The following is a 20726-nucleotide window of genomic DNA, read 5'->3' on the forward strand; positions in this document are numbered from 1 at the left end:
TTTTGCTATGCTGACCGCGACCTATGGTCGGGCGTGAAGGGGGACTCATGGTCGAGCGCAATCAACCATCGTCGACGAGCGTGCAGGTCGATCCGGACGCACTGCGGTCCTTCGCGCAAACCCTCGGCACCGAGGCGGGCGAGGTGACCGGGCTCAACGCGGGGGGCGCGTTCACCGCCGCGGCCACGGCGCTACCCGGCACCGAATTCGGTACCGCGGCACAGCAGGCGAACGATGTGGTCAACCGGTGCCTGCAACGGATCGGCAATCGACTGACCACCATCGCCGACAATATGCACAATGCCGCGGGGAAATACGAACTGGCCGAGGACGACTTCACCGCGAAGCTGCGCGCGATCGGACTGCCATGACCCTCACCATCCCCGATGTGGAGAACTGGAAACCCGAACAGCTCACCGCCGCAGGCGAACACGCGGGGACCGTCTCGCAGGGCCTGGATGCCGCTGTCGGCAAGGGCGCCAGTCAGACGAAATCGCTGGAAGACGGCAAGAAATGGTCCGGAACGGCCGGGGCCGCCGCGAACGCGCGAATGGACACCGAGAAGACCAAGGCCTCACCGGTCAGTGCCGCGCTGCTGGAATTGAAAACAGCCTTCACCTCCCAGACGCAGAACCTGGTCGAAGCGAAAACCAAGGTGCTGCAACTCCGCGACGACGCCGTCAATCAGGCACCCCCATTCGATGTGGAGCCGAACGGAACCGTCAATGCGACGACCCGGATCGCGGCGCTGCGCGAGCATTCGGACAAGGCGAACGTCGAGGGACTGATTTTTCAGGAGTCGCTGCAGGCGGCGACTCGGACCTGGGAACTGACCAATGCGCTGCAGACCGCGGAAACTGTTGCCAACCAGGCGAAGACACAGGTCGATGCGGCGGTACGCAAGTTGGAGCAGGCGTTCAGCGGGCTCGGCGAGCCCGCCACGAATGTGGCGCCACCGGTGAATACGGCACCCGCAAGCGTCGCGGCGCCGACTCCGGTCAGCAGTAGCCCTTCGTCCAGCAAGCCGAGTTACGCGATGGGGAACAACAGCAATTCCGGGTCGTCCGCCGGCAGTCCGTACACCGGAAGCTATTCGGGGAGCTCGAGCGCGCCGACCGGGCCGCTGCCGAGCGGCGATATGGCGAAATGGATCGCGGAGGCGAAACAGAAACTCATCGAAATGGGTTACGACCCCAAGGATATCGATGAGCGTGCCATCGCGATGATCATCCAGCACGAATCAGCGGGTAACCCCTATGCGGAAAACCGTTGGGACAGTAACTGGCTGGCCGGGCACCCGTCGAAGGGGCTGATGCAGACCATCGACAGCACCTTCAACGCCTATAAGGCACCGGGGCACGACGATATCTGGAATCCGGTGGACAACATCATCGCCGGCGTCCGCTATTCGATCGATACGTACGGTTCGGTCAAGAATGTGCCCGGCGTGGTGGCCGTCGAATCGGGTGGCGCCTACCGCGGCTACTGACGGTCCCGCTCATCGCTGGGCGTTGGCGAGCACCGCGTACTGCGCGGCCGCCCGTTGCTGCGTTTCCCATAGTCGGGCGCCGAGCACCAGTGCCGCGTATCTGCGGTATGCCACAAAGCAGCGGAACTGCGCTTCCTTCGGCGCGACATAGTCCTGGACGCACCGCGCACCGGACACATCCGCCGGGGGATCCACCGCACGCCGGTCCACCGGGTTGCCGAGTTCGGCGGACTCCGCGACGAAGCGCGCCGCGGCGTCGTCGTCCGCGGTGCGGAAGCCGAAAGCGCTGGGTGCCACCGCAACCCGATCTACCCCCGCGCGGCGCAGCACCGGCAGCCGGCCCGATTGGTCCAGCACGTAGTTCAGGTAGCCGCGCAGCGTCAACACCACCTCGCCCTGCCCATCGGGCCCGGCAACAACGCCTTGGTCGTGGATGACCCGGGCCAGCAACCCGTCCGGATCCTGGTGCAGCGTGCTGAAACTTCCGACCGGTGTCGGCGTGAACTTGTCGAGTTCGGCCACCTCGGCATCGAGATACTTCTGGGTCGCCTCGACCAGCCGATTGACATCCGCGGTCCGCGAATCCGCGAGCACACTGATCACATAGATCCCGTGCGCGGTCGTGCTACCCAGCGTCGGAACCGAGGGACGCCAATGGGCCCGCGAGTCCGGGTACTTGGGCAGGCTGACCGCGACATTTTCCGGATTGAGGGCGAAATCCACCGCGTCGAGTTCGGCGGCCGCAGCCTTCGCCGCCGTCGCATCCCGGAAACGCAACACCGTCACGGTGAGGCCCTCGCGCTGGCGGCTACCGGCCGCCGCCGTGGTGAGCGGCAGCACGTCCTCGGCCGAACCGGTCGAGAAACCGAGGACGAAGCCATGATTCAGCAAAACCGGAATCGTGGGCTCGGCCAGATACCGCGTCACCGTCTGGACATCGGTATGCATGAGCGCCGACGCGCCCGCAGAGTATGTCGGGTCCACCTCGTGCGGACTCAGTACCGCATCCGCCATGCGCGCGGCCTCCAGCCGGGCGTACCCGACATCGTCCAGGCGGGCCGAGAGCTTGGGCGGCGTGGTCGGGAACTTGCCCGTATCCAGCGAACGCACGTCGATCTCGGCCGAAACGCCGGTGCCGTGCACCGTCGATGCGCAGCCGCCGGCCCCGACTACGGCGGCGAGAACAGCGAGGATTGCCGTGACCGCGCGTGGATTCCAGTTCATCAGTTCACCCGGGGAAGGTTGTCGAGGACATTCTGCAGCACCAATTGCGCTGTCAGACATCTGAATTCGGGACGTTCATTGAGCGTCGGGTTCGCCACCTGCACGGTCACCACCTCCGCGTCGGTACTGTTGATGCCGCGATACTGGCCGCGCCGTTCACAGGTGGGCGATCGCAGGTCCGCCTCGTCCGTGAAGACGATATTGCCGCCACCGAGATCGAACGGGATCGGCTTTTCGGTCGGCACCAGCACCTTCGAGCGTTCCAGCGCGACGGTGACCGTGCCGGTCGAGATCCACTTGCAGGTGTGCAGCTGATCCGGGGCGCCGCGGACCTGCTCGCCGATATTCAACTTGACGACGCTCGAATCGACCAGGGCGCAGGGATCGTGCGGGGCGAGCGAGCTGCGCAAGCCCGGAAGTTGTGGCGCACGTTCGGTCAGTCGGCGGGCCAGCTCCGCGGCCGCGTCGTCGGCGACGCCGCACCTTTCCTCGGGTTGCGCGCCCTGCACCCGGACCGCGATCCCGAACTGCGGATCCGTCGTCGCGGGGAACAGTGCCCGCCCGCAACTGTCGGTTCCGCTGGTGACGTCCTCCAGGATCGGCACTCCCGCAACACGTTTGCCGTTGTCGCGATAGCCCTCGATGCGCTTGATGTCGACGTCGAACTGGTACCCGCCCGCCTCGCCCGAGCACGTTCCCCATTGGGCCGAGCTCGGCTCCTTCGTCCAATTACCCAGCCCGGAGACCAGTGGCTCGTGGACCGCGACGCAGACATCCAGCGACCGGAGCTTCGTAAGATTCAGCGCGGCAAGTGGATTCGCCACCGGATCGGCCGGTCGCTCGTCATCACCACCGAACAGCGCCGTGCCGGCCAGGACACCGACAACCAAGACCACCACGGCCGCGGCCGCGATCAGTACCCGCTTGCGACGCCGGTGCAACACCCCGGCGCGTTGGATCTCGACGAGCGCTTGCAGGCGCTGTTCGAAGTCGGCGCTGTGCGACGCCGGGGCGGGCGCCGGCGCGGCACCGACGAACTGAGTGGCCTCCGGGTCGGCCAGCAGCGCCGACATCTCCGCTTCCTGCGCGCTGATCGCCTTGTGCACCTGCGCCGACCAGGGACGATGCTGCGGTGGCAGCGGGCCGAGGAAGTCGAGCAGCTGGGCAGGCGTTGGGCGTTCCTGCGGGTCCTTGCGCAGGCACGGTGCCACCAACTCCCTGACCTCGGGCGGCAATCCGCTCAGGTCGGGGTCGGTGTGCACGATGTTGTAGAGCGTGTGCGGCAGGGAGGCGCCTGCGAAGGGACTCGCGCCGCCCGCCGCCATCGCGAGCACCGCGCCGAGGGAGAAGATGTCGCTCGCCGGAGTCAGCGGCAGCGACTGCGACTGCTCCGGGGACATGAACGCGGGCGAACCGATGATCGAACCGGTGTGGGTGAGCTCGGATCGGCCCTCGACCGCTCGGGCGATACCGAAATCGATGACCCTCGGGCCGTCCTCGGCGAGAATCACGTTGGCGGGCTTCAGATCCCGATGAATCAGGCCGACGCCATGGATGGCCTGCAGCGCCGAGGCGAGCCCGATCGCCAGCTTGTGCACTTCCTCCGGGGTCAGCGGGCCGTAGTCCTGGACGGCCTTGTCCAACGGCACCCCCGGCACGAAAACCGAGGCAAGCCAGGGTTCTTCCGACTCGACGTCGAAGTCGATCACCGCGGCGGTGAAGGCGCCGGAGACCTGCATGGAGGTCTGCACCTCGCGGCGGAACCGTGGCAAAAAGTCTTCCTCGGTCACCAGGTGCTGGTGTACCTGTTTGATCGCGACCAGGCGACCATCCGGGCCGACGCCGAGCAGCACCCGCCCCATGCCGCCGGAGCCGAGCTGGCCGAGCAGCCGGTATCGGCCGATCTGCTGGGGTTCATCGCGCTCGAGCGGTGTCACCATCACAAGCTCCTCAGTCGGGCCACGACGCCACCGAGCACTGACTCGGTGGCGGCACAGGCGGTTTCGGCGGCGCCGGGCCCGGTCGGTTGCGCGGTCACGGCGATCAGTTCTCCTCGGTCTTCGATGGTCGGCCGGACCAGATGGTAGGTCGCGCACGTGCCGTCGGGGTCGATGCGGCGTGCCGACGGGAAGTCGCCGAGGGTGCCGCCGTTCACCAGCAGCCCGGTGTACTTCGGGTCCACATCAACGCGCTTGCCCTCGGCAGTGTGCACGGTGATCGTGAAGCGACTGCCCGCCCAAGTGCAGGTGTGCGCGTCGACCGGTACCGGTGCCGCCGCGGTGCCTGCTTGTGCGGAGATCACGTCCTGCGCCACCGAGTCGCACGGAACCATCCGCACGACAGACTGTTTCGGTGCACGCACACTCGGGGGACTCGTCGCCAGCCGGCCTGCAACGGCTTTCAAGGCATCGACTGCCAACACACAGGAATCACCTTCTGCCGCACTCATTTTCACCTCGACGCCGAGCAGCGGCCGGTCGCGCACCGCGATGGCACGCCCGCACGAATCCGCTCCCGCCGACGTGTCCAGCACGGGGCGGCCCGCGATCTGTTCGGTCAGCGGTTTCCCGCCCGGCACAGCGGCACCGACCCCAACGGTCAGCTGCGTCCGACGCCCGCCGGACTCGACGAATTTCGTGCCACAGACCGACGAATTCGTCAGCTCCGGCTTGACCGGCTGTCCCAGATGTCCGACCACGTCGTTGCCGAGCAGCGCGCAGGTGTCGGTGAGCCGCAGTTGCTCATCGGTCAGTTCCAAGGTGCGATTCGCCAGCGGGTCAGGGGGCGCGGGCGTAGTGCCGCGGGTGATGAGAAAGGTTGTGACGGCCCCGGCCGCCAACAGGACCGGCACAGCCGCTGCGGCAACCCATCGCGCGGTCCGGCGCGGCGACCGCTCCGGCACTTCGCCACCGGTGTCGACCCAACGCTCGGCTTCCGCCCGATCCTGGGTGATCTGCCGCCGCATCCCGGCAGGCCAGCCGGATCGGGCGGCGATGTCGGCTACCGAGTCGATCAGTTGCCGCGGAACCGGGCGAAGCGCGGGGTTCTTGTCCAGGCAGGCAGCCACGATGGGGCGCAAAGGCGCAGGCACGCGACTGATGTCGGGGTGGTGGTGCACCACGTTGTACAAAGTCTGCGGTGCCGAGGCACCGAGAAACGGGCTCTCCCCCGTCGCCGCCATGACCAGCATCGCGCCGACCGAGAAAACGTCACTGGCAGTGCTGAGTTCGTTGCCCGACGCCTGTTCCGGCGACATGAAAGCCGGGGAGCCGACGAGGGTGCCGGTGCTGGTGAGCTGAAGGTCGGCTGCCAGGGCGCGGGCGATGCCGAAATCGATAACGCGCGGGCCATCCTGTGCGAGAAGAACATTCGACGGTTTGAGGTCGCGATGAATCATGCCCGCCCGGTGAATCTCCAGCAGGGCGGAGCCGAGGCCCGCCGTCAGCAGGCGTAAACCGCCGAGGGACATCGGGCCATGTTGATCGACGGCGTCCCGCAACGAAGGGCCGGGCACGAAAACCGAGGCCAGCCACGGCGCTTCGGCTTCCGGGTCCGCGTCCATCACAGCGGCGGTGTACGCCCCGGTGACCCGTTGGGAGGCTTGCACTTCGAGCCGGAAGCGGGCACGGAACTCGGGATTCTTGGCGAGATGCCGGTGGATCATCTTGACCGCGACCAGCCGGCCGTCAGGTGCGCGCCCGAGCAACACCCGCCCCATGGCGCCCTGGCCGATAACCGCGATCAGCCGGTGGCGGCCTGCCGTGCGCGGATCGTGTCGCCCGAGCGGCTTCACCGTGTTCCTCCCCTGTAGTGCCTGTTCGGGATCGTACCGGCGCGGGTCGGTCACGTCCTGATGTCGCCGGGTGCGGGGTCAGGCGAATGTTCGGCCGGCGGCGGCGAGGGCGGCGCGGAACTTGTCGATCGAGGTCGGGCCGACGCCGTGCAGGGCGGCGAGATCGCGTTCGGTCCACGCGGTCAGGTCGGCCAGCTGGCGGATTCCGGCCGCGGCGAGGGCACGTTCGGCCGGTTTGCCCAGTTTCGCAGGGAGATCCGAAACGCTCATGTCCCCCATGATGCCTGGTAGAAGCGTTGCCGATGGGGATACCGTTGGTAACGGACGCACTCGACGCGATGGTGTGACGTACGCCCCGTAAAGTCGTCTCACAACAGCACCACACGAAGAACGCGGCACACCGTGCAGCGCGAGGAGCACCAGTGTCACTCGATCAGCCACTCGCCCCGCTTCCCCAGGAGGGCATGGGCTTTGCTTCGGCGTGGCCCATCCGGGCGGGCGATGTGGACCCCTACGACCGGCTGCGGTTCGACGCCGTCGCCCGCTACCTGCAAGACATCGCCTGGGAAAATCTGCACAAGACGTTTTTTCACCGCACCGATCCGAACTGGATCGTGCGTCGCACGGTGATCGACGTGATCCGGCCGATCCTGTGGCCGGACGAGGTGCAGCTGTTGCGCTGGTGCTCGGCGCTGTCCACCCGCTGGACCAACATGCGCGTGCGGGTGACCAGCACGAACGGCGGCCTGATCGAGACCGAGGGCTTCTGGATCAATATCAGCGAGGCGACCGGAATGCCCGCGCGGATCAGCGACGAGGGCCTGGCCTATCTCTCGCGGACGACCCAGGAACACCGCCTGCGCTGGCGGCCCTATCTGACCGACGCCACCCCGTCGGAATCCGACACCGATATGCCGTTTCCGGTGCGCGCGACCGACATCGACCAGTACAACCACGTCAACAACGCCTGCTACTGGCAGGCGGTGGAGCAGTTCATGGTCGAGTATCCGAAGCTGCTCGCCGGTCCGCATCGCGCGGTCATCGAGTACGTCGCGCCGGTGCTGGCGCGCCAGCATGTGACCGTCCGCAGTCGCTACGAGCCGGGTGATCGCACCGGGCGGCCGGTGCTGCGGCTGTGGTTCGTGGTCGGTGGCACGACCACGACCGTCGTCCGCATCATGCCGCTGCCGCCGGAATAGACCGACTTCGCCGCGCTGAGGAACACACCGCCCGAACATTCGAGCTCACCGACCCACAGCTCGCGTCCGCCATCTCGAGATCCGAGCCCGCCGACCGGAAACTCGCGATCCGGTCGGCGTGCCCGTTCAGCTCAGCCGCGTGCGGCCTTGAGCAGGTCCTCCCGGGTGGTGAACTTGACCCGAGGCCGTCCGGCGGACTTGCCCGCGGCCCGCTCGGCCTGATCGATCGCCCGCCACCCTTCCCGGTCCACCAGATCGCTCTGCCGCTGGCCGAGCAACGCCTTCAGCGCCGCCCGATCCGCCTCGGGCGCAGCGAGTTTGCCACTGGTGAAGTCGGAGATCAGGTTCTCGACCGTCTCCTCGGCGTCGATCCGGTTCGAGCCGATGACGCCGCGGGCGCCGCGCTTGATCCAGCCGCTCGCGTACACCCCGGCCAGCGGTGTGCCGTCCGCGCCCAGCACCCGGCCGTGCTCGTTCGGCATCACTCCGCGCCGCTCGTCGAACGGCACGTCGGCGACCGCCGCGCCACGGTAGCCGATGGAACGCAGCACCAGCGAGGCGTCCATCCGCTCGGTGCGTTCGGTCTGCCGCGCCAGCAATTGACCGTTCTCCTCGAACAATTCGTTGTGCGCGAACTCGATCGCCTCGACGTGCTCGGTGCCGACCAGCGCGGTCGGCGAGGCCAGGTAGCGGAAGACGATCCGCTTGTGGGACGGGTCGCGCCGCCCGCCCGCGTACTCCTCGGCGAGGGTGTACTTGAGCTTCAGCGACGGCTCGACCTGCGGGTCGTCCAGCAGCGCCTGGCTGGCGTGATCGAGCGCCAGGTCGGATTCGTCGACGATGACGTCGATGCCCTGCAGGTGGGCCAGCGCCAGGAACTCCGAGGAGGTGTATGCCGCCTGCAGCGGGCCGCGCCTGCCGAGCACGACGACCTCGCGAATATTGCTGCGCCGCAGGGCGTCCAGCGCGTGGTCGGCGATGTCGGTCTTGGCCAGCTCGTCCGGGTCGACGGTCAGCACGCGGGCGACGTCGAGTGCGACATTGCCGTTGCCGACGATCACCGCGCGCTCGCCGGACAGGTCGAACTCCCGGTCCGCGAAGTCGGGGTGGCCGTTGTACCAGGCGACGAACTCGGTGGCCGAGTGACTGCCCGGCAGATCCTCACCGGGAACGCCGAGCTTGCGGTCGGTCGACGCGCCGACCGCGTAGATGACGGCGTGATGGTGCCGCAGCAGCTCCTCGTGCGAGATGTGCGTGCCGACCTCGACATTGAGGTAGTACTGCAGGGTTTCGCGCCGGAACGCGGACTCGAACAGGCTCGACACCGTCTTGGTGCCCGGGTGATCGGGGGCGACGCCGGCCCGGACCAGACCCCACGGGGTCGGCACCCGGTCGAACATCTCGATCTCCACATCCGCCCTGCGCAGTAGCTCGTCGGCCGCGTAGCAGGCCGCCGGGCCCGCGCCGACGATCGCGACCCGCAGGGTGCCGAGTTCCTTCGGCGGCCGCGGCGGCGTCACGATCGGGTCGAAGTTCGATTCCAGCGGATGCCGTTCGAAATAGGCCGCATTGATCTCGCGGTATCTGGCCAGCGATGCGGTCAGGTCGTCCTCGGAGAAGATCGCCTCGACCGGGCACGCATCGACGCACGCACCGCAGTCGATACAGGTGTCGGGGTCGATGTAGAGCATCTCGGTCGTCGCGAACTCCGGTTGGTCCGGGGTCGGACGGATGCAATCGACAGGGCACTCGGAAACGCAGCTGGCGTCGTTGCAACAACGCTGCGTGATTACGTAGGCCATATTGTGCAGATCCTCGAAGATGTACGTGGGCTGTAGGCCACCCGGTGGGCAGAGGTGGACAGAAACGGCACGGCGCGGAACCACCGCGATGTGACGCCGCTTTCAGTTTGCCTCGAGTGTGGTCGAGGCCATGCGACCGGAGGCCTTACGGTATCCCCATGGTGCGGACTCTGATCCTCATGCGGCACGGCAAGTCGGCCTATCCCGACGGTGTCGGCGACCACGAGCGCCCGCTGGCGCCGCGCGGACAGCGCGAGGCAGGCTTGGCCGGTGAGTGGTTGCGCAAGACGCAGCCGCCGATCGACGCGGTGCGGTGCTCCACCGCGACCCGCACCAGGGAAACCCTCGCCGCCACCGGCGTCACCGCGCCGGTGGTCTACGAAGCGGGCATCTACGAGGCCTCCCCGCAGAGCCTCATCGAGCTGGTCCAGCTCAGCGACGACGACGTGTCGACGCTGCTGGTGATCGGGCACGCGCCCGGAATGCCGTGGACGGCATGGGAGTTGGCGAGCAACCGCAGTTCGACGCCCGCCATCGAGCTCAGCCGCAAGTTCCCCACCTCCGCGCTGGCCGTGCTCGAATTCGACCGGCCATGGACGCAGATCGACCCGGGGACCGGTGAACTCGTGCGTTTCCACATCCCCCGCTGAACGGGTAGTCAGCGCAGCAGCTTGCCGCCGACCACCACGACCGCGCCGAGCACGACCAGCAGCACGAACGCGGCGAACCCGCCGAGCAGCCACCACACGACGGCGAGCGCGAGCACCACCGGCGCCACCGCGATAGCGGCGATCACCGGGCTTTCCTTGACCGTTGCCAGAGCCGAGCGGGCCCTGATCCGGTTGACGTCCTTACCAGGCATGTCCCCAGGGTAGGCCGGAAGCCAGGACTTTGTCGGTCACCGGTGGGATGCTCGGTCGATGGATTGGAAAATCGAGCTCATCGCGATTCCGGTGACCGACGTGGATCGCGCCAAAGACTTCTACACCAAGATCGGATTCAACGCCGACCACGATCACCGGGTCGACGAGAACACGCGCTTCGTACAGCTCACGCCGCCCGGCTCCGGCTGCTCGATCTGTATCGGCGAGGGAGTCACCGACGCGGCCCCCGGCAGCGTCCGCGGCATGCAGATCGTGGTCGCCAGCGCGGAGGACGCGTACAAGCACTTGGTGGCGGCCGGGGTGGACGCGTCACCGGTGGAAGAACTGGCCTGGGGGAAGTTCACCTACTTCGCTGATCCCGATGGGAACCAGTGGGCTGTACAAGAATTGCCGCAGTACAACTGAGCGAAGGCTTTTCGGCGCGGCACGGTTGACCACAAAACCCGAAGCTGACGCCAGCGCGCCCCGCCCGCGTGTCAGTCCAGCTGGTCCAATCGGATCGTCAGCGGGCACGGCGAGGTGGTCGTGAAGACATCGGTCACCTCGCCGTCATCGACGTACCCGAGTTCCTCGGTGAGCCGGAACGCCACCAAGCTCAGCGGCGGACTCATGTCGATGATCCAGTAGTGCGGTATGCCTGCATCTGCATACTCGCTGCGCTTCATGACGTAATCCGTGCGCCGGGAGCCCGGCGACACGATTTCGACGACAAGCCGAGCAGCAGAGGCGCGCAGGATCCCCTGCTCCGCGTCAACTCGCTCGTACTCGGCCCGCTCGACGACTGCCAGATCGGGCTGGCGGACGGTGGCAGGCCCGTCCTCCGGAACCAGTTGCAGGTCGAGGTCGACATCAAGCACCGCCTTCAGATTCGGCGGAAGCTGTGTTCTCACCTGAGCATAAAGCTCTCCACCCACAACGTTATGTCGCGGTGTCGGCGACGGCGAAATAGTGAGTACCCCCTCTTGCAGCTCCCTACGACACCGCTCGTCGTCTTCTCCGAGCGCCATGTAGTCGGCAATCGTCAGCAGCCGCCACGGTTCCGGAAGTGCCGTCACCCTCGCTCCTCAGCTCGTCCCGCCCCTGGTCGGCTCCAGTGTCCCACGCAAGGTACACAGTCGGCCGGAACCCCGACCAGGGTTTTCCGTAGATCTGCTTACTTGGGGTGCGCTGAAGGGACCACTGTTTTGGTGGTCAAGGGGAGCGCCATGTCGCGAGCTGACGACTTCAGTCCAACTGATCCAGCGCGATCTTCAGTGGGCAGGGTGAGGTGGTGGTGAAGGTTTCGGTTGCTTCGCCGTTGTCTACGTAGCCGAGTTCGTCGGTGAGTCGAAGTGCGAGCAGGCTCACCGGCGGGTTCGGGTCGACGATCCAGTACTGGGGGATGCCCGCGTCCTCGTAGTCACCGCGCTTGGTGCGGCGGGAGCCGGGAGAGACGATCTCGATGACGACGACTACGCCCGAAGAGCGCAGAATCCCGCCTTCGGCTTTGCGTCGGTCGACCTCGGATCGCCGCACAATCACCATGTCCGGCCTGCGTACCGTCGCAGGCCCCTCCGCAGGAGCCAACTCCAGGTCGATATCGATGTCGGGCACCGCGACCAATTCCGGGGGCAGTTGAGTGCGTAGCTGGGACCAGAGTTCGACGCCGACGAGATTGTGCTCCGGTTCCGGCGACGGCACCATCAACAGCTTCCCCTCCTCCAGCTCCAAGCGATACCGATCGTCCTCACCGAGCGCCACATAGTCGGTGATGGTCAACAGCTGTCCTGGCTCCGGAAGTGCGGTCACGCTCGCTCCTCAGCTCGCCCCCTGGTCGGCTCCAGTGTCCCACGCAAGGTACCCAGGCGGCCGGAACCCGAACGCGGCTTTCCGTAGATTGGACTTGCTTGGAGTGCACTCCAAGTGACTAGCGTCGTCGGTGTTCAACGGGAAGGGCGAGGGTCGTGAGTGAAGGCGCACGGGACGAGCGGGGTAGCGATTGGGAACAGCCGAGGTATTCGATCGGCGAGGTCGCCGAACGGTCGGGGCTGAGCCGGGACACGCTGCGCTGGTACGAGCGGATCGGGCTGATGGATTACGTGGGCCGTGATCATGCCGGCAAGCGGCGCTTCAGCAATCGCGACCTGGAGTGGCTCGCGCTGATCGGCAGGCTGCGCACCACCGGGATGTCGGTGGCGGACATGGTTCGCTACGCCGAGCTGGTGCGGGCCGGGGACTCGACGTTCCCCGAGCGGCTGGAGATGTTCCGCAACACGCGCGCCGAGGTTCTCGCCAAGATCGAGGAACTTCGTCAGACCGTGGCCGTGCTGGATTACAAGATCGATATCTACGAGGGCAAGGCACAGCTTGCCCGGCCTGCCGCGATCACCGTGCACGCGGCCTCGCGCATTCGCGACTCGCAAGCGCTCCAAGACAGTGAAGGGATCAAGGTATGACCACCACCGAAACGCTTCCGAAAACCACGCTGGGCACCAGCGGTATCGAGATCAGCGTGCAGGGGCTGGGCTGCATGGGGATCAGCGAGTTCTACGGCACCAGTGACCTGGCCGAATCGCGGGCGACGCTGGACCGGGCGCTGGAACTGGGCGTCACGCTGTTCGACACCGCCGACGTCTACGGCCTGGGGCACAACGAGGAGTTCCTCAGCGACTTCGTGCGAGCCAACCGCGATCGAGTAGTGCTGGCCACCAAGTTCGGCATCGTCCGCAAGGCCGACGATCCGGCCTACCGCGGCATCGACAATTCACCGGCGTACATCCGCAACGCGGTGGAGGCCAGCCTGCGCCGGCTCGGCATCGACGTCATCGACCTGTACTACATGCACCGGCGTGACCCGGCGGTGCCGATCGAGGACACCGTCGGCGCGCTGGCGGACCTGGTGCGGCAGGGCAAGATTCGCACGATCGGCCTGTCCGAGGTGACCGGTCCGGAGCTGCGCGCGGCGCAGACGGTGCACCCGATCGCGGCCGTGCAGTCCGAATGGTCGATCTTCTCCCGGGATGTCGAGCGGACGGTGGTGCCCGCCGCCACCGAGCTCGGCGTGACGTTCGTGCCGTACTCGCCGCTGGGCCGCGGCTTTTTGACCGGTGCGGTCCAAGAACTCGGGAAAGATGATGTGCGGCGGGTGTTTCCGCGCTTTGCCGAGGACAACGCGGCCCGCAACACCGAACTGCTCGCACCGCTGCGCACCATCGCCGAGGCCCGCGGGATCACCATGGCACAGGTCGCGCTGGCCTGGCTGCACGCTCAGGCCAGGGTGCACGATCTCTCGGTGGCCCCGATTCCCGGTACCCGCAGTAGGACTCGGCTTGCCGATAATGTTGCGGCCGCGACCATCGAGCTGACCGCCGACGAATTGGCGACGCTCGCACCGATCGCGGGCCAGGTGGCCGGAGACCGCTACGCGGACTTGTCTTTCACGTCCGCAGGCCGGGAATAACAAGCACCACAACAGATCAGGAGTTCAACCGTGTCCACGCTGACGCTCAATGTCCGCTTCGCCGCCAAGCCGGGGCGCGAGGCCGAGCTGCGCGAGGTGTTGCAGGAAATGATCGAGCCGACCGTCGCCGAACACGGCTGCCTCGGCTACGAGCTGTACCTGCACCCCACCGATCCGAGCCGGGTCGTCCTGCTCGAGGAGTGGGTCGACGCCGACGCCTTGGCCGCGCATTTCGAGACCCCGCATTTGAAGCGGTGTGCGGCAGCGCTGGACGAGATCCTGGTCGAGCCGTTCCAGCTGCGGCGATTCACCGAGATCTAGCGACAGCGAGAGCTGAGAACTGAGCGCCGGCCCGGCGATCCGAACGCGGATCGCCGGGCCGTGCTGTCTCAGTGGAACGTTCGACCGCCCAGCGAGGCGCTGATGATGGCGGGCGGCGTCCAACCGGCCATCAGATTCGCGCGCTCCTGCGGGGTGAGATCCTGCCTGGCCCAGAGGCGGTGCGCGCTGCGACGGCAGGCGGCGACCAAGGTGGGGGCGGTGCGGTTGCGGAACCTCATGACAGTTCTCCTTCTACGGACCTCCATGTTTGTCCCGCGCACCCGGCCCGCGCGAGCAGTGCCGAACGATCTCTACGAGTTCTGTATGCCGGTGTAAATAAACGCGGACCCCGGTCCGTTTGAACCGGCCCCCGCCGTACGACCGGGTACACGGGTCACTACCATCCAATGGAGTGAAGCCCGATGTACCGCACGACCGCGTCTGGATCGACAAGCAGACGCCCGCCGCGTTCCGCGCCCTCAGCAAGGTGGCGAGCGAAGTACGCGCCGCAGGCGCCGCAGTCGGCCTGGACCGCAAGCTCATCGAACTGATCAACCTGCGCGTTTCCCAGCTCAACGGCTGTGCCTTCTGCCTGGACACGCACCAACGGGCCGCGCTCGCCGCGGGAAACACCGAGCAGGAACTCGCCGTGCTGCCCGCGTGGCGGCGCACCGAGCTGTACACGCCGCAGGAACAGGCCGCGCTCGCGCTGGCCGAGATCACCGCCACGCTGCCGGACGAGGCGACAATGGAGCGTGACTACGCTTTCGCCCGCAAGCACCTGACCGACGATCAGTTGTCCGTCGTCGTCTGGGCGGCCACCACGATCGGCGCGTTCAATCGCGTGTCGATCCTCAGCAAGCATCCGGTACGCGCATCGAAGGAGAAGTCGACCATGACCGCAGCTGCCTCGGAATCCAAGGTTGTCCGCAACGACGAGAAGAACCGGTACGAGGTGACCTACGGCGGCGAGCTCGCCGGGTTCGCCGAGTACGAGGAGCGCGACGACGAGACGGTGTTCACGCACACTGAGATCGATGGCGCGTTCTCCGGCAAGGGTCTGGGCAGCACGCTGGCCAAGCACGCCATCGAGGACGTGATCGAGCGGGGCCGGGTGATCCGCCCGCTGTGCCCGTTCATCAAGGCTTACCTGGACAAGCACCCGCAGTACGACGCGCAGGTGATCGGCAAGGGCATCACCCGGTGAGGGTGCGCACCGTCGGCACAGCGCCCGGAACGGCGCGGTCGTGAGCGACCTCGATCCGCATCCGGCGGAGACGCTCTGCGAGCCCGCTCCCGGCCCGGGCCCGGTGGCCGAGCTCTACCCGACGCGTGAGGTACCGCTCGGCGGTGTGCGCGGCGTCTTCGTGGAACGGGTACTGCCGCAACGGGACCTGCCGACCGTCGGGGCCTGGTGCTTCCTCGATCACTTCGGCTCGCCCACGGTCACCGATACCGGCGCGTCGCCGGACATCGATCCGCATCCGCACATCGGCCTGCAGACGGTGACCTGGCCGTTCGACGGCCGCATCCGCCACCGCGATTCGGTCGGCTCCGATGTGCAGATCCAGCCGGGGCAACTGAACCTGATGACCTCGGGGCGCGGCATCGCGCACTCCGAATACGGTGTCGCGGGCGCGCACGCCGGGCACGGGCTGCAGCTTTGGATCGCCTTGCCCGGCAACAAAACCGGCATCGACCCGAATTTCGAGCAGCATCGCGACCTGCCCGTTTATCAGGCGCCGGGACTGCAAGCCATCGTGCTGATCGGCACGCTGGCCGGCGTCACCTCCCCCGCCACCGCCTACACGCCGATCGTCGGCGCGGATGTGCGGCTGGCACCGGGCGCGGCCACGCTCCCGCTGGAGCGCGGCTTCGAGCACGCGTTGATGGTGATCGAGGGCGAGGTGACGGTGGAGGGCACCCCGCTGGCCGCGGGCCCGCTGCTGTACCTCGGCACCGACCGGGCGGAGATCTCGCTGACCAGCACGGCTGGTGCGCATTTCGCGCTGATCGGTGGCGCGCCGTTCGGCGAGGAACTGGTGATGTGGTGGAACTTCGTCGGCCGCAGCCATGCGGAGATCGTGGCGGCCCGAAACGCTTGGGAGAACCGCGATCTCAGCCGCTTCGCGGATATCGCGGGCCACCCGCCCGAGCAGCGCATCCCGGCGCCGCCACTGCCGGGACTGCATCTGAAGCCGCGCAAGCGCCGGATCGGTCCGGCCAGAACCTGATTCGCGTTCGGCCGAGCTGTCCAGCAGGGGGTTCGGCCGAAACGCTCATGGAAGCGCAGTGAACAACTCGTAGCTGTGCCCATCGGGTGCATGCACGTAGACGCCCCGCCCGCCGTCGAGGTGATTGATCGCCCGGTCCCATCCGTGCTGCGGGGCTGAGCCGTAGTCGACGGCGGGCCACTGCGCCAGCCGTCCGAGCACCGCGTCGAAGGTCTCGTCGTCGACGAGGAATCCATAGTGGCCCGGCTGGACCTGTCCTCGGTCGTCGAAATCGAGGGTGAGTTCGGCGTTGACCGCGACCGGCACGAACGGCCCGCTCGGCGGGCCGACGGCCAGGCCGAACAACTCGGCGAAAAACGTTGCGGCGGCGTGCCGGTCCGCTGCGGGGACGATCGTGTGATTCAAGACAATGGTCACGGCTACCTCCGATAAGCGTGCGATCTGCATATAAGTATATATGCGATACGCATGCTATTGGCAAGGGCCAGCTAGGCTGGCAGCATGAGCAGACGGGCGACCACCAAGCCTGGGACCGCCGCCGACGGCGGGCCTGCGTTGTTTCGACTGGTTCGATTCTGGTCCCGACGCTGGATCAACCGGACGTCCGCGGACCTGCCTGAGGAATTACGGCACGCCCAGCACGTCCAGGTGGTCGAGGCGGTCGCCGCCACCGTCGAGCAGGGTGCCGAGGCCACCATAACCTCGGTGGCACATCAACTCGGACTTGATCATTCGGGCGCCAGCCGGATGGTGCGCGACGCTACCGCGGCGGGCCACCTCTCCCGCGCCGAGTCCGAGCACGACCGACGCCGAACGTCCTTGGCGCTGACCACGAGCGGTGAGCGCCTACTCGCCGACGCGCGCGACTGGCAGCGCCAGGTCTTCACCGAACTCACCGCCGACTGGGACGATCTCGACCGGCAGCGGTTCGCCGGCTACCTGCGCAGGTTGAGCGGCGAACTCGAGCGTTGAGCCGAGTTGCGCTGCAACCGAGCCGTTCTGCCGGTTCGAGCCGCCGTCGCGGCCGCGCCTGATACTGTCGCCGACGAAAAACACTGCGCAGGGGCAGCGCTACCGAAAGAGCACGATGAGAGTCTCCAGAATCGCCGCGACGGCACTGCTGGCCCTGGTGGCCATGGTCATCAGCACCGGCGTCACGCACGCGGATTCCACCACCCCCGACACCGCACTCGATGTGCGCGGAACCTTCGCCGACATCGCCTATCAGGTTGCGGCATCCGAGGATCGGCGCGCCGCGGTGACGACCATCCAGGACGGTCGCTTCGAACTGATCCACGACGGCCGGGTCGTCACACTGACCGGCCACGACGGCAACGTCGTCGCCGCCCTCCCGATGGCGCTGCGCGTCGGCGACAAGCGAGTGGCGCTGCATCCGGTCATCGAGGAGTCGGGCCACCGGCTCACCCTCGTTCCGGACAACATGTCGCAGACTCCACTGCGTGATGTCAGCAGCCAGGAACGGTTCTTCGCCGAGGTCGAGAAGGCCATGCCGATCGTGTTGGCGGGCGCGGGAATCGGCGCGGCGATCGGCTTCGTGCTCGGCTTCCCGCTCGGGCTCTTCGTGCTCGACTTCATCACGGTGCCGATCACCACGGTGCTCGGCGCCGCGATCGGCGCCGCGGCCGGGCTCGCCATGGGCGGCGGCCAGCCCGCGATCGACGCGGCGCTCGACTACGCCACCGGCGCGCCCTGACCCGATCAGCTTTGCGCGGGATCCTCGATCTCGCTCGCGGCGCCCAGGGTCTGCGTTCCGATGACCCGCAGCAGATCCAGCTTCTCCGCGGCGTCCGTGCCGGGGCGGGGTAGGTAGACCAGTAGGCGCTGAGCGGAGTTCGGGGTGAGCAGTGTTTCGCAGATCGTGTCGATCAAACCGACCTGCGGGTGCTGGATGCGCTTGGTGTCCGAAAGCCGCACCGCTACTTCGTGTTCATCCCAGAGTCGGTCGAATTCCGTGCTCGCGGAGCGTAATACGCCGATGAACTCGGCAACGTCGGCGTCGCCTGCTCTGCGCGCGGCCGTGGCCCGCAGGTCGGCGACATGCTTGCGGCCCAAGCGATCCCAGTCCTCCTCGGGGAAGGTGGCGCGCGACTCGATGTCGGTGAACCAGCGATAGGCGTAGAAGCGGTCCCACCCGCGGCGGGTGCCGTGATCGCCGACGAGCAGGCTGTGCATGCGGTTCTGCACCAGCACCTCGCCGAGGTCGGTGACCACGGTGGCGGCGGTGTCGTCCAGCTTGGCGAGCAGGTGCATCAGCCCTGGGCCGACGTGTTTGTCGGTGAGTTCGCGCCCCGGCGGCGACTGGTCGCACAGGTGATAGAGGTAGTCGCGTTCGTCGCTGGTGAAGCGGAGCGCGCGGGCCAGCGAGGCGAGCACCTGGGTGGACGGCCGCGGCCCACGCGACTGCTCCAATCGGGTGTAGTAGTCCGTGGACATGCCCACAAGCAGCGCCACCTCGTCCCGGCGCAGGCCAGGAGTGCGACGCCGGACACCCGGTGGCAAACCCACGTCGGCGGGTGTCAGCTGCTCCCGGCGGCGGCGCAAGAAGTCGGCGAGCTCGGTGCGGTCCATAGCACCACTGTCCCTCGAGCCGGGCCGCTCAGCCAGGGATCGGCGATCCCCCGATCAGCAATCTCTGCCGCGATCGCTGCGGGAGGCGCAGGCTTGTCGCATGACGACATCGAAGATTCCCGCAGTTCAGCTCGGTAAGACCGGGCCGTCCGTCAGCCGTCTCGGACTCGGCGCGATGGGCATGTCCGGCATGTACGGCGCCGCGGACGACGCCGAATCCACCGCGACCATCCACGCCGCGCTCGACGCGGGCGCGAACCTCATCGACACCGGCGACTTCTACGGCGCAGGACACAACGAGCTACTGATCGGCAAGGCGATCGCGGAGCGGCCGCGCGAGGACGTGGTGCTCAGCGTGAAGTTCGGCGCGCTGCGCGGTCCCGGCGGCACCTGGGGCGGCGTGGACAATCGGCCCGAGGCCTTGCGCAACTTCCTCGCTTACAGTCTGCAGCGGCTCGGCGTCGAGTACGTCGACGTCTACCGTCCGGCCAGACTCGATCCGAACGTTCCGATCGAGGACACGGTCGGCGCGATCGGCGAACTCGTCGAGGCGGGGTATGTCCGGCACATCGGGCTGTCCGAGGTCGGCGCCGACACCATCCGGCGGGCCGCGGCCGTGCATCCGATCGCGGACCTGCAAATCGAGTACTCACTGATCTCGCGCGGTATCGAGGCCGAGATCCTGCCGCTGTGCCGCGAGCTCGGCATCGGCGTCACCGCCTACGGTGTGCTGTCGCGCGGGCTGCTCAGCAGCTCGGTGCAGACAGGGACCACGTTCGCCGCCAACGACTTCCGGGCGCACAGCCCGCGCTTCCAGGGCGAGAACCTCAGCCGGAACCTGAAGCTGGTCGATGCGCTCGCCGAAATCGCCGCAGCCAAGGATGTTTCGGTCGCCCAGCTGGCGATCGCGTGGGTGCTGACCCGCGGCGACGATATCGTGCCGGTCATCGGCGCGCGTCGGCGCGAGCGTTGGACGGAAGCGGCAGGCGCACTGGATGTTTCGCTGACCGAGGACGAGTTGGCGACCATCGAGGCCTCGGTGCCCGCCGAGCAGATCGCCGGTGCACGCTACGCCGCCGAGCAGATGGCGATGCTCGACAGCGAGCGCTGAGCCCAAAACGGCGGGCGCGCTCATGCAGTCGGACGCGCGCCCGCCGGATCACCTCCCGCGTGGCCGGATCATTTTCGCCGCGGCCGGATCACGGCGGTGAATGCGGCTGCGGCGACCGACTTTCCGGTGCTGTCGGTGATGTTCACCGGCACTTCCAGTTCGATCGGCGTCCGCGCCGCGATGTCGGCCCGCACCTGCTGCAAGATCTCCCCGGACACCTCGGATGTCGCAAGGTACGGTCCGGCGTCGCCTTTCGCGCGTGCCCGGTATTCGATCCGCCCGTCCCTGGCCACGATGAAGGTCTCGCCCATCAGGTCCACGATTCCCGAGACCGACGCACCCATCGCCGCGGTCTCGACCAGGCCGAACAGCACCGCCGCGTGCAGATCACCGTTGTGGTTGAGATGCTCGGCCCGCGGTGCCATCCGCACCACGTTCCGTCCGGCATCGAACTCCACCCCTTCGATCCCGGTGAATTGGATGAACCCCAGCTTCTGGAACCCCGCCATCACCAACTCGCCCATGGCCGCGCTGTCCATCGCATCTCCCACTGACATAACTGAAACGTGTTCCAATTTAATACCGTGGTGGGCGGGCGTTGTCCACGCGAAGCGGCGAACGGGATCCTGGATGCGTTTTAC

25 protein-coding genes and 1 pseudogene are annotated in these 20726 nt (G+C 67.2%); 14 read left to right on the plus strand and 12 right to left on the minus strand.

The genetic code is table 11. The features are described from left to right. The first annotated feature begins 47 nt into the window (after window positions 1-47). Both DMB37_RS16960 and DMB37_RS16965 read left to right on the plus strand, forming a co-directional pair. Window positions 48-371 (plus strand): type VII secretion target, encoded by a 324-nt coding sequence (locus DMB37_RS16960; protein WP_107659465.1) that lies wholly within the window; start codon window positions 48-50, stop codon window positions 369-371. After that, entirely contained in the window at window positions 368-1489 is a 1122-nt protein-coding gene (locus tag DMB37_RS16965) for a transglycosylase SLT domain-containing protein (protein ID WP_135233555.1), read from the plus strand. Before DMB37_RS16960 ends, DMB37_RS16965 begins: the two co-directional genes overlap by 4 nt. Window positions 1490-1498: 9 nt before the next feature. Here the strand turns inward: DMB37_RS16965 and DMB37_RS16970 are convergent, their stop codons facing one another. From DMB37_RS16970 to DMB37_RS16985, 4 genes are all read right to left on the minus strand, one after another. Next, the gene (locus DMB37_RS16970; protein ID WP_135233556.1) at window positions 1499-2713 is read right to left on the minus strand and encodes a hypothetical protein; all 1215 of its coding nucleotides are present in this window, start codon (window positions 2711-2713) and stop codon (window positions 1499-1501) included. Next, window positions 2713-4653, minus strand: a complete 1941-nt coding sequence (locus tag DMB37_RS16975; RefSeq protein WP_206055266.1) for a serine/threonine-protein kinase — start codon at window positions 4651-4653, stop codon at window positions 2713-2715. The genes DMB37_RS16970 and DMB37_RS16975 overlap by 1 nt, the downstream gene beginning before the upstream one ends. Then, window positions 4653-6506, minus strand: coding sequence for a serine/threonine-protein kinase (locus DMB37_RS16980; RefSeq protein ID WP_135233557.1), 1854 nt, complete (start codon window positions 6504-6506; stop codon window positions 4653-4655). Before DMB37_RS16980 ends, DMB37_RS16975 begins: the two co-directional genes overlap by 1 nt. Before the next feature lie 78 nt (window positions 6507-6584). Then, on the minus strand, window positions 6585-6776 hold the full coding sequence (locus DMB37_RS16985) for a hypothetical protein (protein ID WP_240772421.1): 192 nt from the start codon (window positions 6774-6776) through the stop codon (window positions 6585-6587). A 152-nt stretch (window positions 6777-6928) separates the two neighbouring features. On the opposite strand from DMB37_RS16985, the gene DMB37_RS16990 reads away from it, so the two are divergent. After that, window positions 6929-7705, plus strand: coding sequence for an acyl-[acyl-carrier-protein] thioesterase (locus DMB37_RS16990; protein ID WP_186818791.1), 777 nt, complete (start codon window positions 6929-6931; stop codon window positions 7703-7705). A 131-nt stretch (window positions 7706-7836) separates the two neighbouring features. Here the strand turns inward: DMB37_RS16990 and DMB37_RS16995 are convergent, their stop codons facing one another. Continuing rightward, entirely contained in the window at window positions 7837-9507 is a 1671-nt protein-coding gene (locus DMB37_RS16995) for an FAD-dependent oxidoreductase (protein ID WP_135233559.1), read from the minus strand. 158 nt (window positions 9508-9665) lie between these two features. Here DMB37_RS16995 and DMB37_RS17000 point away from each other — a divergent pair, with 158 nt between their 5' ends. Next, window positions 9666-10157 carry a histidine phosphatase family protein gene (locus DMB37_RS17000; RefSeq protein WP_135233560.1) on the plus strand — a complete coding sequence of 164 codons (492 nt, stop codon included), beginning with the start codon at window positions 9666-9668 and terminating at the stop codon, window positions 10155-10157. Between the two features lie 8 nt (window positions 10158-10165). Here DMB37_RS17000 and DMB37_RS17005 read toward each other — a convergent pair whose 3' ends face one another. Then, complete coding sequence (locus DMB37_RS17005) at window positions 10166-10369, minus strand: hypothetical protein (RefSeq protein ID WP_135233561.1); 204 nt, start codon at window positions 10367-10369, stop codon at window positions 10166-10168. A gap of 58 nt (window positions 10370-10427) precedes the next feature. Here DMB37_RS17005 and DMB37_RS17010 point away from each other — a divergent pair, with 58 nt between their 5' ends. Beyond that, on the plus strand, window positions 10428-10796 hold the full coding sequence (locus DMB37_RS17010) for a glyoxalase superfamily protein (RefSeq protein WP_135233562.1): 369 nt from the start codon (window positions 10428-10430) through the stop codon (window positions 10794-10796). A gap of 71 nt (window positions 10797-10867) precedes the next feature. Here the strand turns inward: DMB37_RS17010 and DMB37_RS17015 are convergent, their stop codons facing one another. Both DMB37_RS17015 and DMB37_RS17020 read right to left on the minus strand, forming a co-directional pair. Further along, window positions 10868-11446: a Uma2 family endonuclease gene (locus tag DMB37_RS17015; RefSeq protein ID WP_135233563.1), complete on the minus strand. Its 579-nt coding sequence runs from the start codon at window positions 11444-11446 to the stop codon at window positions 10868-10870. 169 nt (window positions 11447-11615) lie between these two features. Continuing rightward, window positions 11616-12179, minus strand: coding sequence for a Uma2 family endonuclease (locus tag DMB37_RS17020; RefSeq protein WP_135233564.1), 564 nt, complete (start codon window positions 12177-12179; stop codon window positions 11616-11618). 155 nt (window positions 12180-12334) lie between these two features. On the opposite strand from DMB37_RS17020, the gene DMB37_RS17025 reads away from it, so the two are divergent. Genes DMB37_RS17025 through DMB37_RS17035 form a run of 3 tightly spaced genes read left to right on the plus strand, consistent with a single transcriptional unit; the run spans window position 12335 to window position 14151 of the window. Beyond that, window positions 12335-12826, plus strand: coding sequence for a MerR family transcriptional regulator (locus DMB37_RS17025; protein ID WP_135233565.1), 492 nt, complete (start codon window positions 12335-12337; stop codon window positions 12824-12826). Then, window positions 12823-13830, plus strand: a complete 1008-nt coding sequence (locus tag DMB37_RS17030; RefSeq protein WP_135233566.1) for an aldo/keto reductase — start codon at window positions 12823-12825, stop codon at window positions 13828-13830. Before DMB37_RS17025 ends, DMB37_RS17030 begins: the two co-directional genes overlap by 4 nt. 30 nt (window positions 13831-13860) lie before the next feature. Further along, window positions 13861-14151 (plus strand): putative quinol monooxygenase, encoded by a 291-nt coding sequence (locus DMB37_RS17035; protein WP_240772422.1) that lies wholly within the window; start codon window positions 13861-13863, stop codon window positions 14149-14151. Window positions 14152-14219: 68 nt separating this feature from the next. On the opposite strand, the gene DMB37_RS40565 is transcribed toward DMB37_RS17035, so the two are convergent. Continuing rightward, a complete protein-coding gene (locus DMB37_RS40565) occupies window positions 14220-14390 on the minus strand; it encodes a hypothetical protein (protein WP_167768868.1) in 171 nt (56 codons plus the stop codon). Window positions 14391-14563: 173 nt separating this feature from the next. Here DMB37_RS40565 and DMB37_RS41960 point away from each other — a divergent pair. From DMB37_RS41960 to DMB37_RS17045, 3 genes and pseudogenes are all read left to right on the plus strand, one after another. Then, window positions 14564-15025, plus strand: a pseudogene (locus DMB37_RS41960) (carboxymuconolactone decarboxylase family protein); the annotation flags it as partial. Between the two features lie 21 nt (window positions 15026-15046). After that, window positions 15047-15358 carry a GNAT family N-acetyltransferase gene (locus DMB37_RS41965; protein ID WP_370465410.1) on the plus strand — a complete coding sequence of 104 codons (312 nt, stop codon included), beginning with the start codon at window positions 15047-15049 and terminating at the stop codon, window positions 15356-15358. Window positions 15359-15398: 40 nt separating this feature from the next. Then, the gene (locus tag DMB37_RS17045) at window positions 15399-16385 is read left to right on the plus strand and encodes a pirin family protein (RefSeq protein ID WP_135233568.1); all 987 of its coding nucleotides are present in this window, start codon (window positions 15399-15401) and stop codon (window positions 16383-16385) included. 45 nt (window positions 16386-16430) lie between these two features. On the opposite strand, the gene DMB37_RS17050 is transcribed toward DMB37_RS17045, so the two are convergent. After that, window positions 16431-16802, minus strand: a complete 372-nt coding sequence (locus DMB37_RS17050) for a VOC family protein (protein ID WP_135233569.1) — start codon at window positions 16800-16802, stop codon at window positions 16431-16433. 84 nt (window positions 16803-16886) lie between these two features. Here DMB37_RS17050 and DMB37_RS17055 point away from each other — a divergent pair, with 84 nt between their 5' ends. Both DMB37_RS17055 and DMB37_RS17060 read left to right on the plus strand, forming a co-directional pair. Next, complete coding sequence (locus tag DMB37_RS17055; protein WP_135233570.1) at window positions 16887-17357, plus strand: MarR family winged helix-turn-helix transcriptional regulator; 471 nt, start codon at window positions 16887-16889, stop codon at window positions 17355-17357. A gap of 115 nt (window positions 17358-17472) precedes the next feature. Then, window positions 17473-18099 carry a hypothetical protein gene (locus DMB37_RS17060; protein ID WP_135233571.1) on the plus strand — a complete coding sequence of 209 codons (627 nt, stop codon included), beginning with the start codon at window positions 17473-17475 and terminating at the stop codon, window positions 18097-18099. A 5-nt stretch (window positions 18100-18104) separates the two neighbouring features. Here DMB37_RS17060 and DMB37_RS17065 read toward each other — a convergent pair whose 3' ends face one another. Beyond that, window positions 18105-18974, minus strand: coding sequence for a helix-turn-helix transcriptional regulator (locus DMB37_RS17065; RefSeq protein ID WP_135233572.1), 870 nt, complete (start codon window positions 18972-18974; stop codon window positions 18105-18107). A 100-nt stretch (window positions 18975-19074) separates the two neighbouring features. Between DMB37_RS17065 and DMB37_RS17070 the strand changes: the two genes are divergently transcribed. Then, window positions 19075-20085 carry an aldo/keto reductase gene (locus tag DMB37_RS17070; RefSeq protein ID WP_135233573.1) on the plus strand — a complete coding sequence of 337 codons (1011 nt, stop codon included), beginning with the start codon at window positions 19075-19077 and terminating at the stop codon, window positions 20083-20085. Between the two features lie 68 nt (window positions 20086-20153). Here the strand turns inward: DMB37_RS17070 and DMB37_RS17075 are convergent, their stop codons facing one another. After that, complete coding sequence (locus DMB37_RS17075; RefSeq protein WP_240772423.1) at window positions 20154-20642, minus strand: PaaI family thioesterase; 489 nt, start codon at window positions 20640-20642, stop codon at window positions 20154-20156. Window positions 20643-20726: the final 84 nt, after the last annotated feature.

The organism is Nocardia sp. CS682 (assembly GCF_004634405.1).
Lineage (GTDB): Bacteria > Actinomycetota > Actinomycetes > Mycobacteriales > Mycobacteriaceae > Nocardia > Nocardia ninae.

Coding starts and splice junctions, on each gene's coding strand:
- DMB37_RS16960 (WP_107659465.1), top strand. CDS start 48: ATGGTCGAGCGCAATCAACCATCGTCGACGAGCGTGCAGGTCGATCCG.
- DMB37_RS16965 (WP_135233555.1), top strand. CDS start 368: ATGACCCTCACCATCCCCGATGTGGAGAACTGGAAACCCGAACAGCTC.
- DMB37_RS16970 (WP_135233556.1), bottom strand. CDS start 2,713: ATGAACTGGAATCCACGCGCGGTCACGGCAATCCTCGCTGTTCTCGCC.
- DMB37_RS16975 (WP_206055266.1), bottom strand. CDS start 4,653: ATGGTGACACCGCTCGAGCGCGATGAACCCCAGCAGATCGGCCGATAC.
- DMB37_RS16985 (WP_240772421.1), bottom strand. CDS start 6,776: ATGAGCGTTTCGGATCTCCCTGCGAAACTGGGCAAACCGGCCGAACGT.
- DMB37_RS16995 (WP_135233559.1), bottom strand. CDS start 9,507: ATGGCCTACGTAATCACGCAGCGTTGTTGCAACGACGCCAGCTGCGTT.
- DMB37_RS17000 (WP_135233560.1), top strand. CDS start 9,666: ATGGTGCGGACTCTGATCCTCATGCGGCACGGCAAGTCGGCCTATCCC.
- DMB37_RS17005 (WP_135233561.1), bottom strand. CDS start 10,369: ATGCCTGGTAAGGACGTCAACCGGATCAGGGCCCGCTCGGCTCTGGCA.
- DMB37_RS17010 (WP_135233562.1), top strand. CDS start 10,428: ATGGATTGGAAAATCGAGCTCATCGCGATTCCGGTGACCGACGTGGAT.
- DMB37_RS17030 (WP_135233566.1), top strand. CDS start 12,823: ATGACCACCACCGAAACGCTTCCGAAAACCACGCTGGGCACCAGCGGT.
- DMB37_RS40565 (WP_167768868.1), bottom strand. CDS start 14,390: ATGAGGTTCCGCAACCGCACCGCCCCCACCTTGGTCGCCGCCTGCCGT.
- DMB37_RS41965 (WP_370465410.1), top strand. CDS start 15,047: ATGACCGCAGCTGCCTCGGAATCCAAGGTTGTCCGCAACGACGAGAAG.
- DMB37_RS17055 (WP_135233570.1), top strand. CDS start 16,887: ATGAGCAGACGGGCGACCACCAAGCCTGGGACCGCCGCCGACGGCGGG.
- DMB37_RS17060 (WP_135233571.1), top strand. CDS start 17,473: ATGAGAGTCTCCAGAATCGCCGCGACGGCACTGCTGGCCCTGGTGGCC.
- DMB37_RS17065 (WP_135233572.1), bottom strand. CDS start 18,974: ATGGACCGCACCGAGCTCGCCGACTTCTTGCGCCGCCGCCGGGAGCAG.
- DMB37_RS17070 (WP_135233573.1), top strand. CDS start 19,075: ATGACGACATCGAAGATTCCCGCAGTTCAGCTCGGTAAGACCGGGCCG.
- DMB37_RS17075 (WP_240772423.1), bottom strand. CDS start 20,642: ATGTCAGTGGGAGATGCGATGGACAGCGCGGCCATGGGCGAGTTGGTG.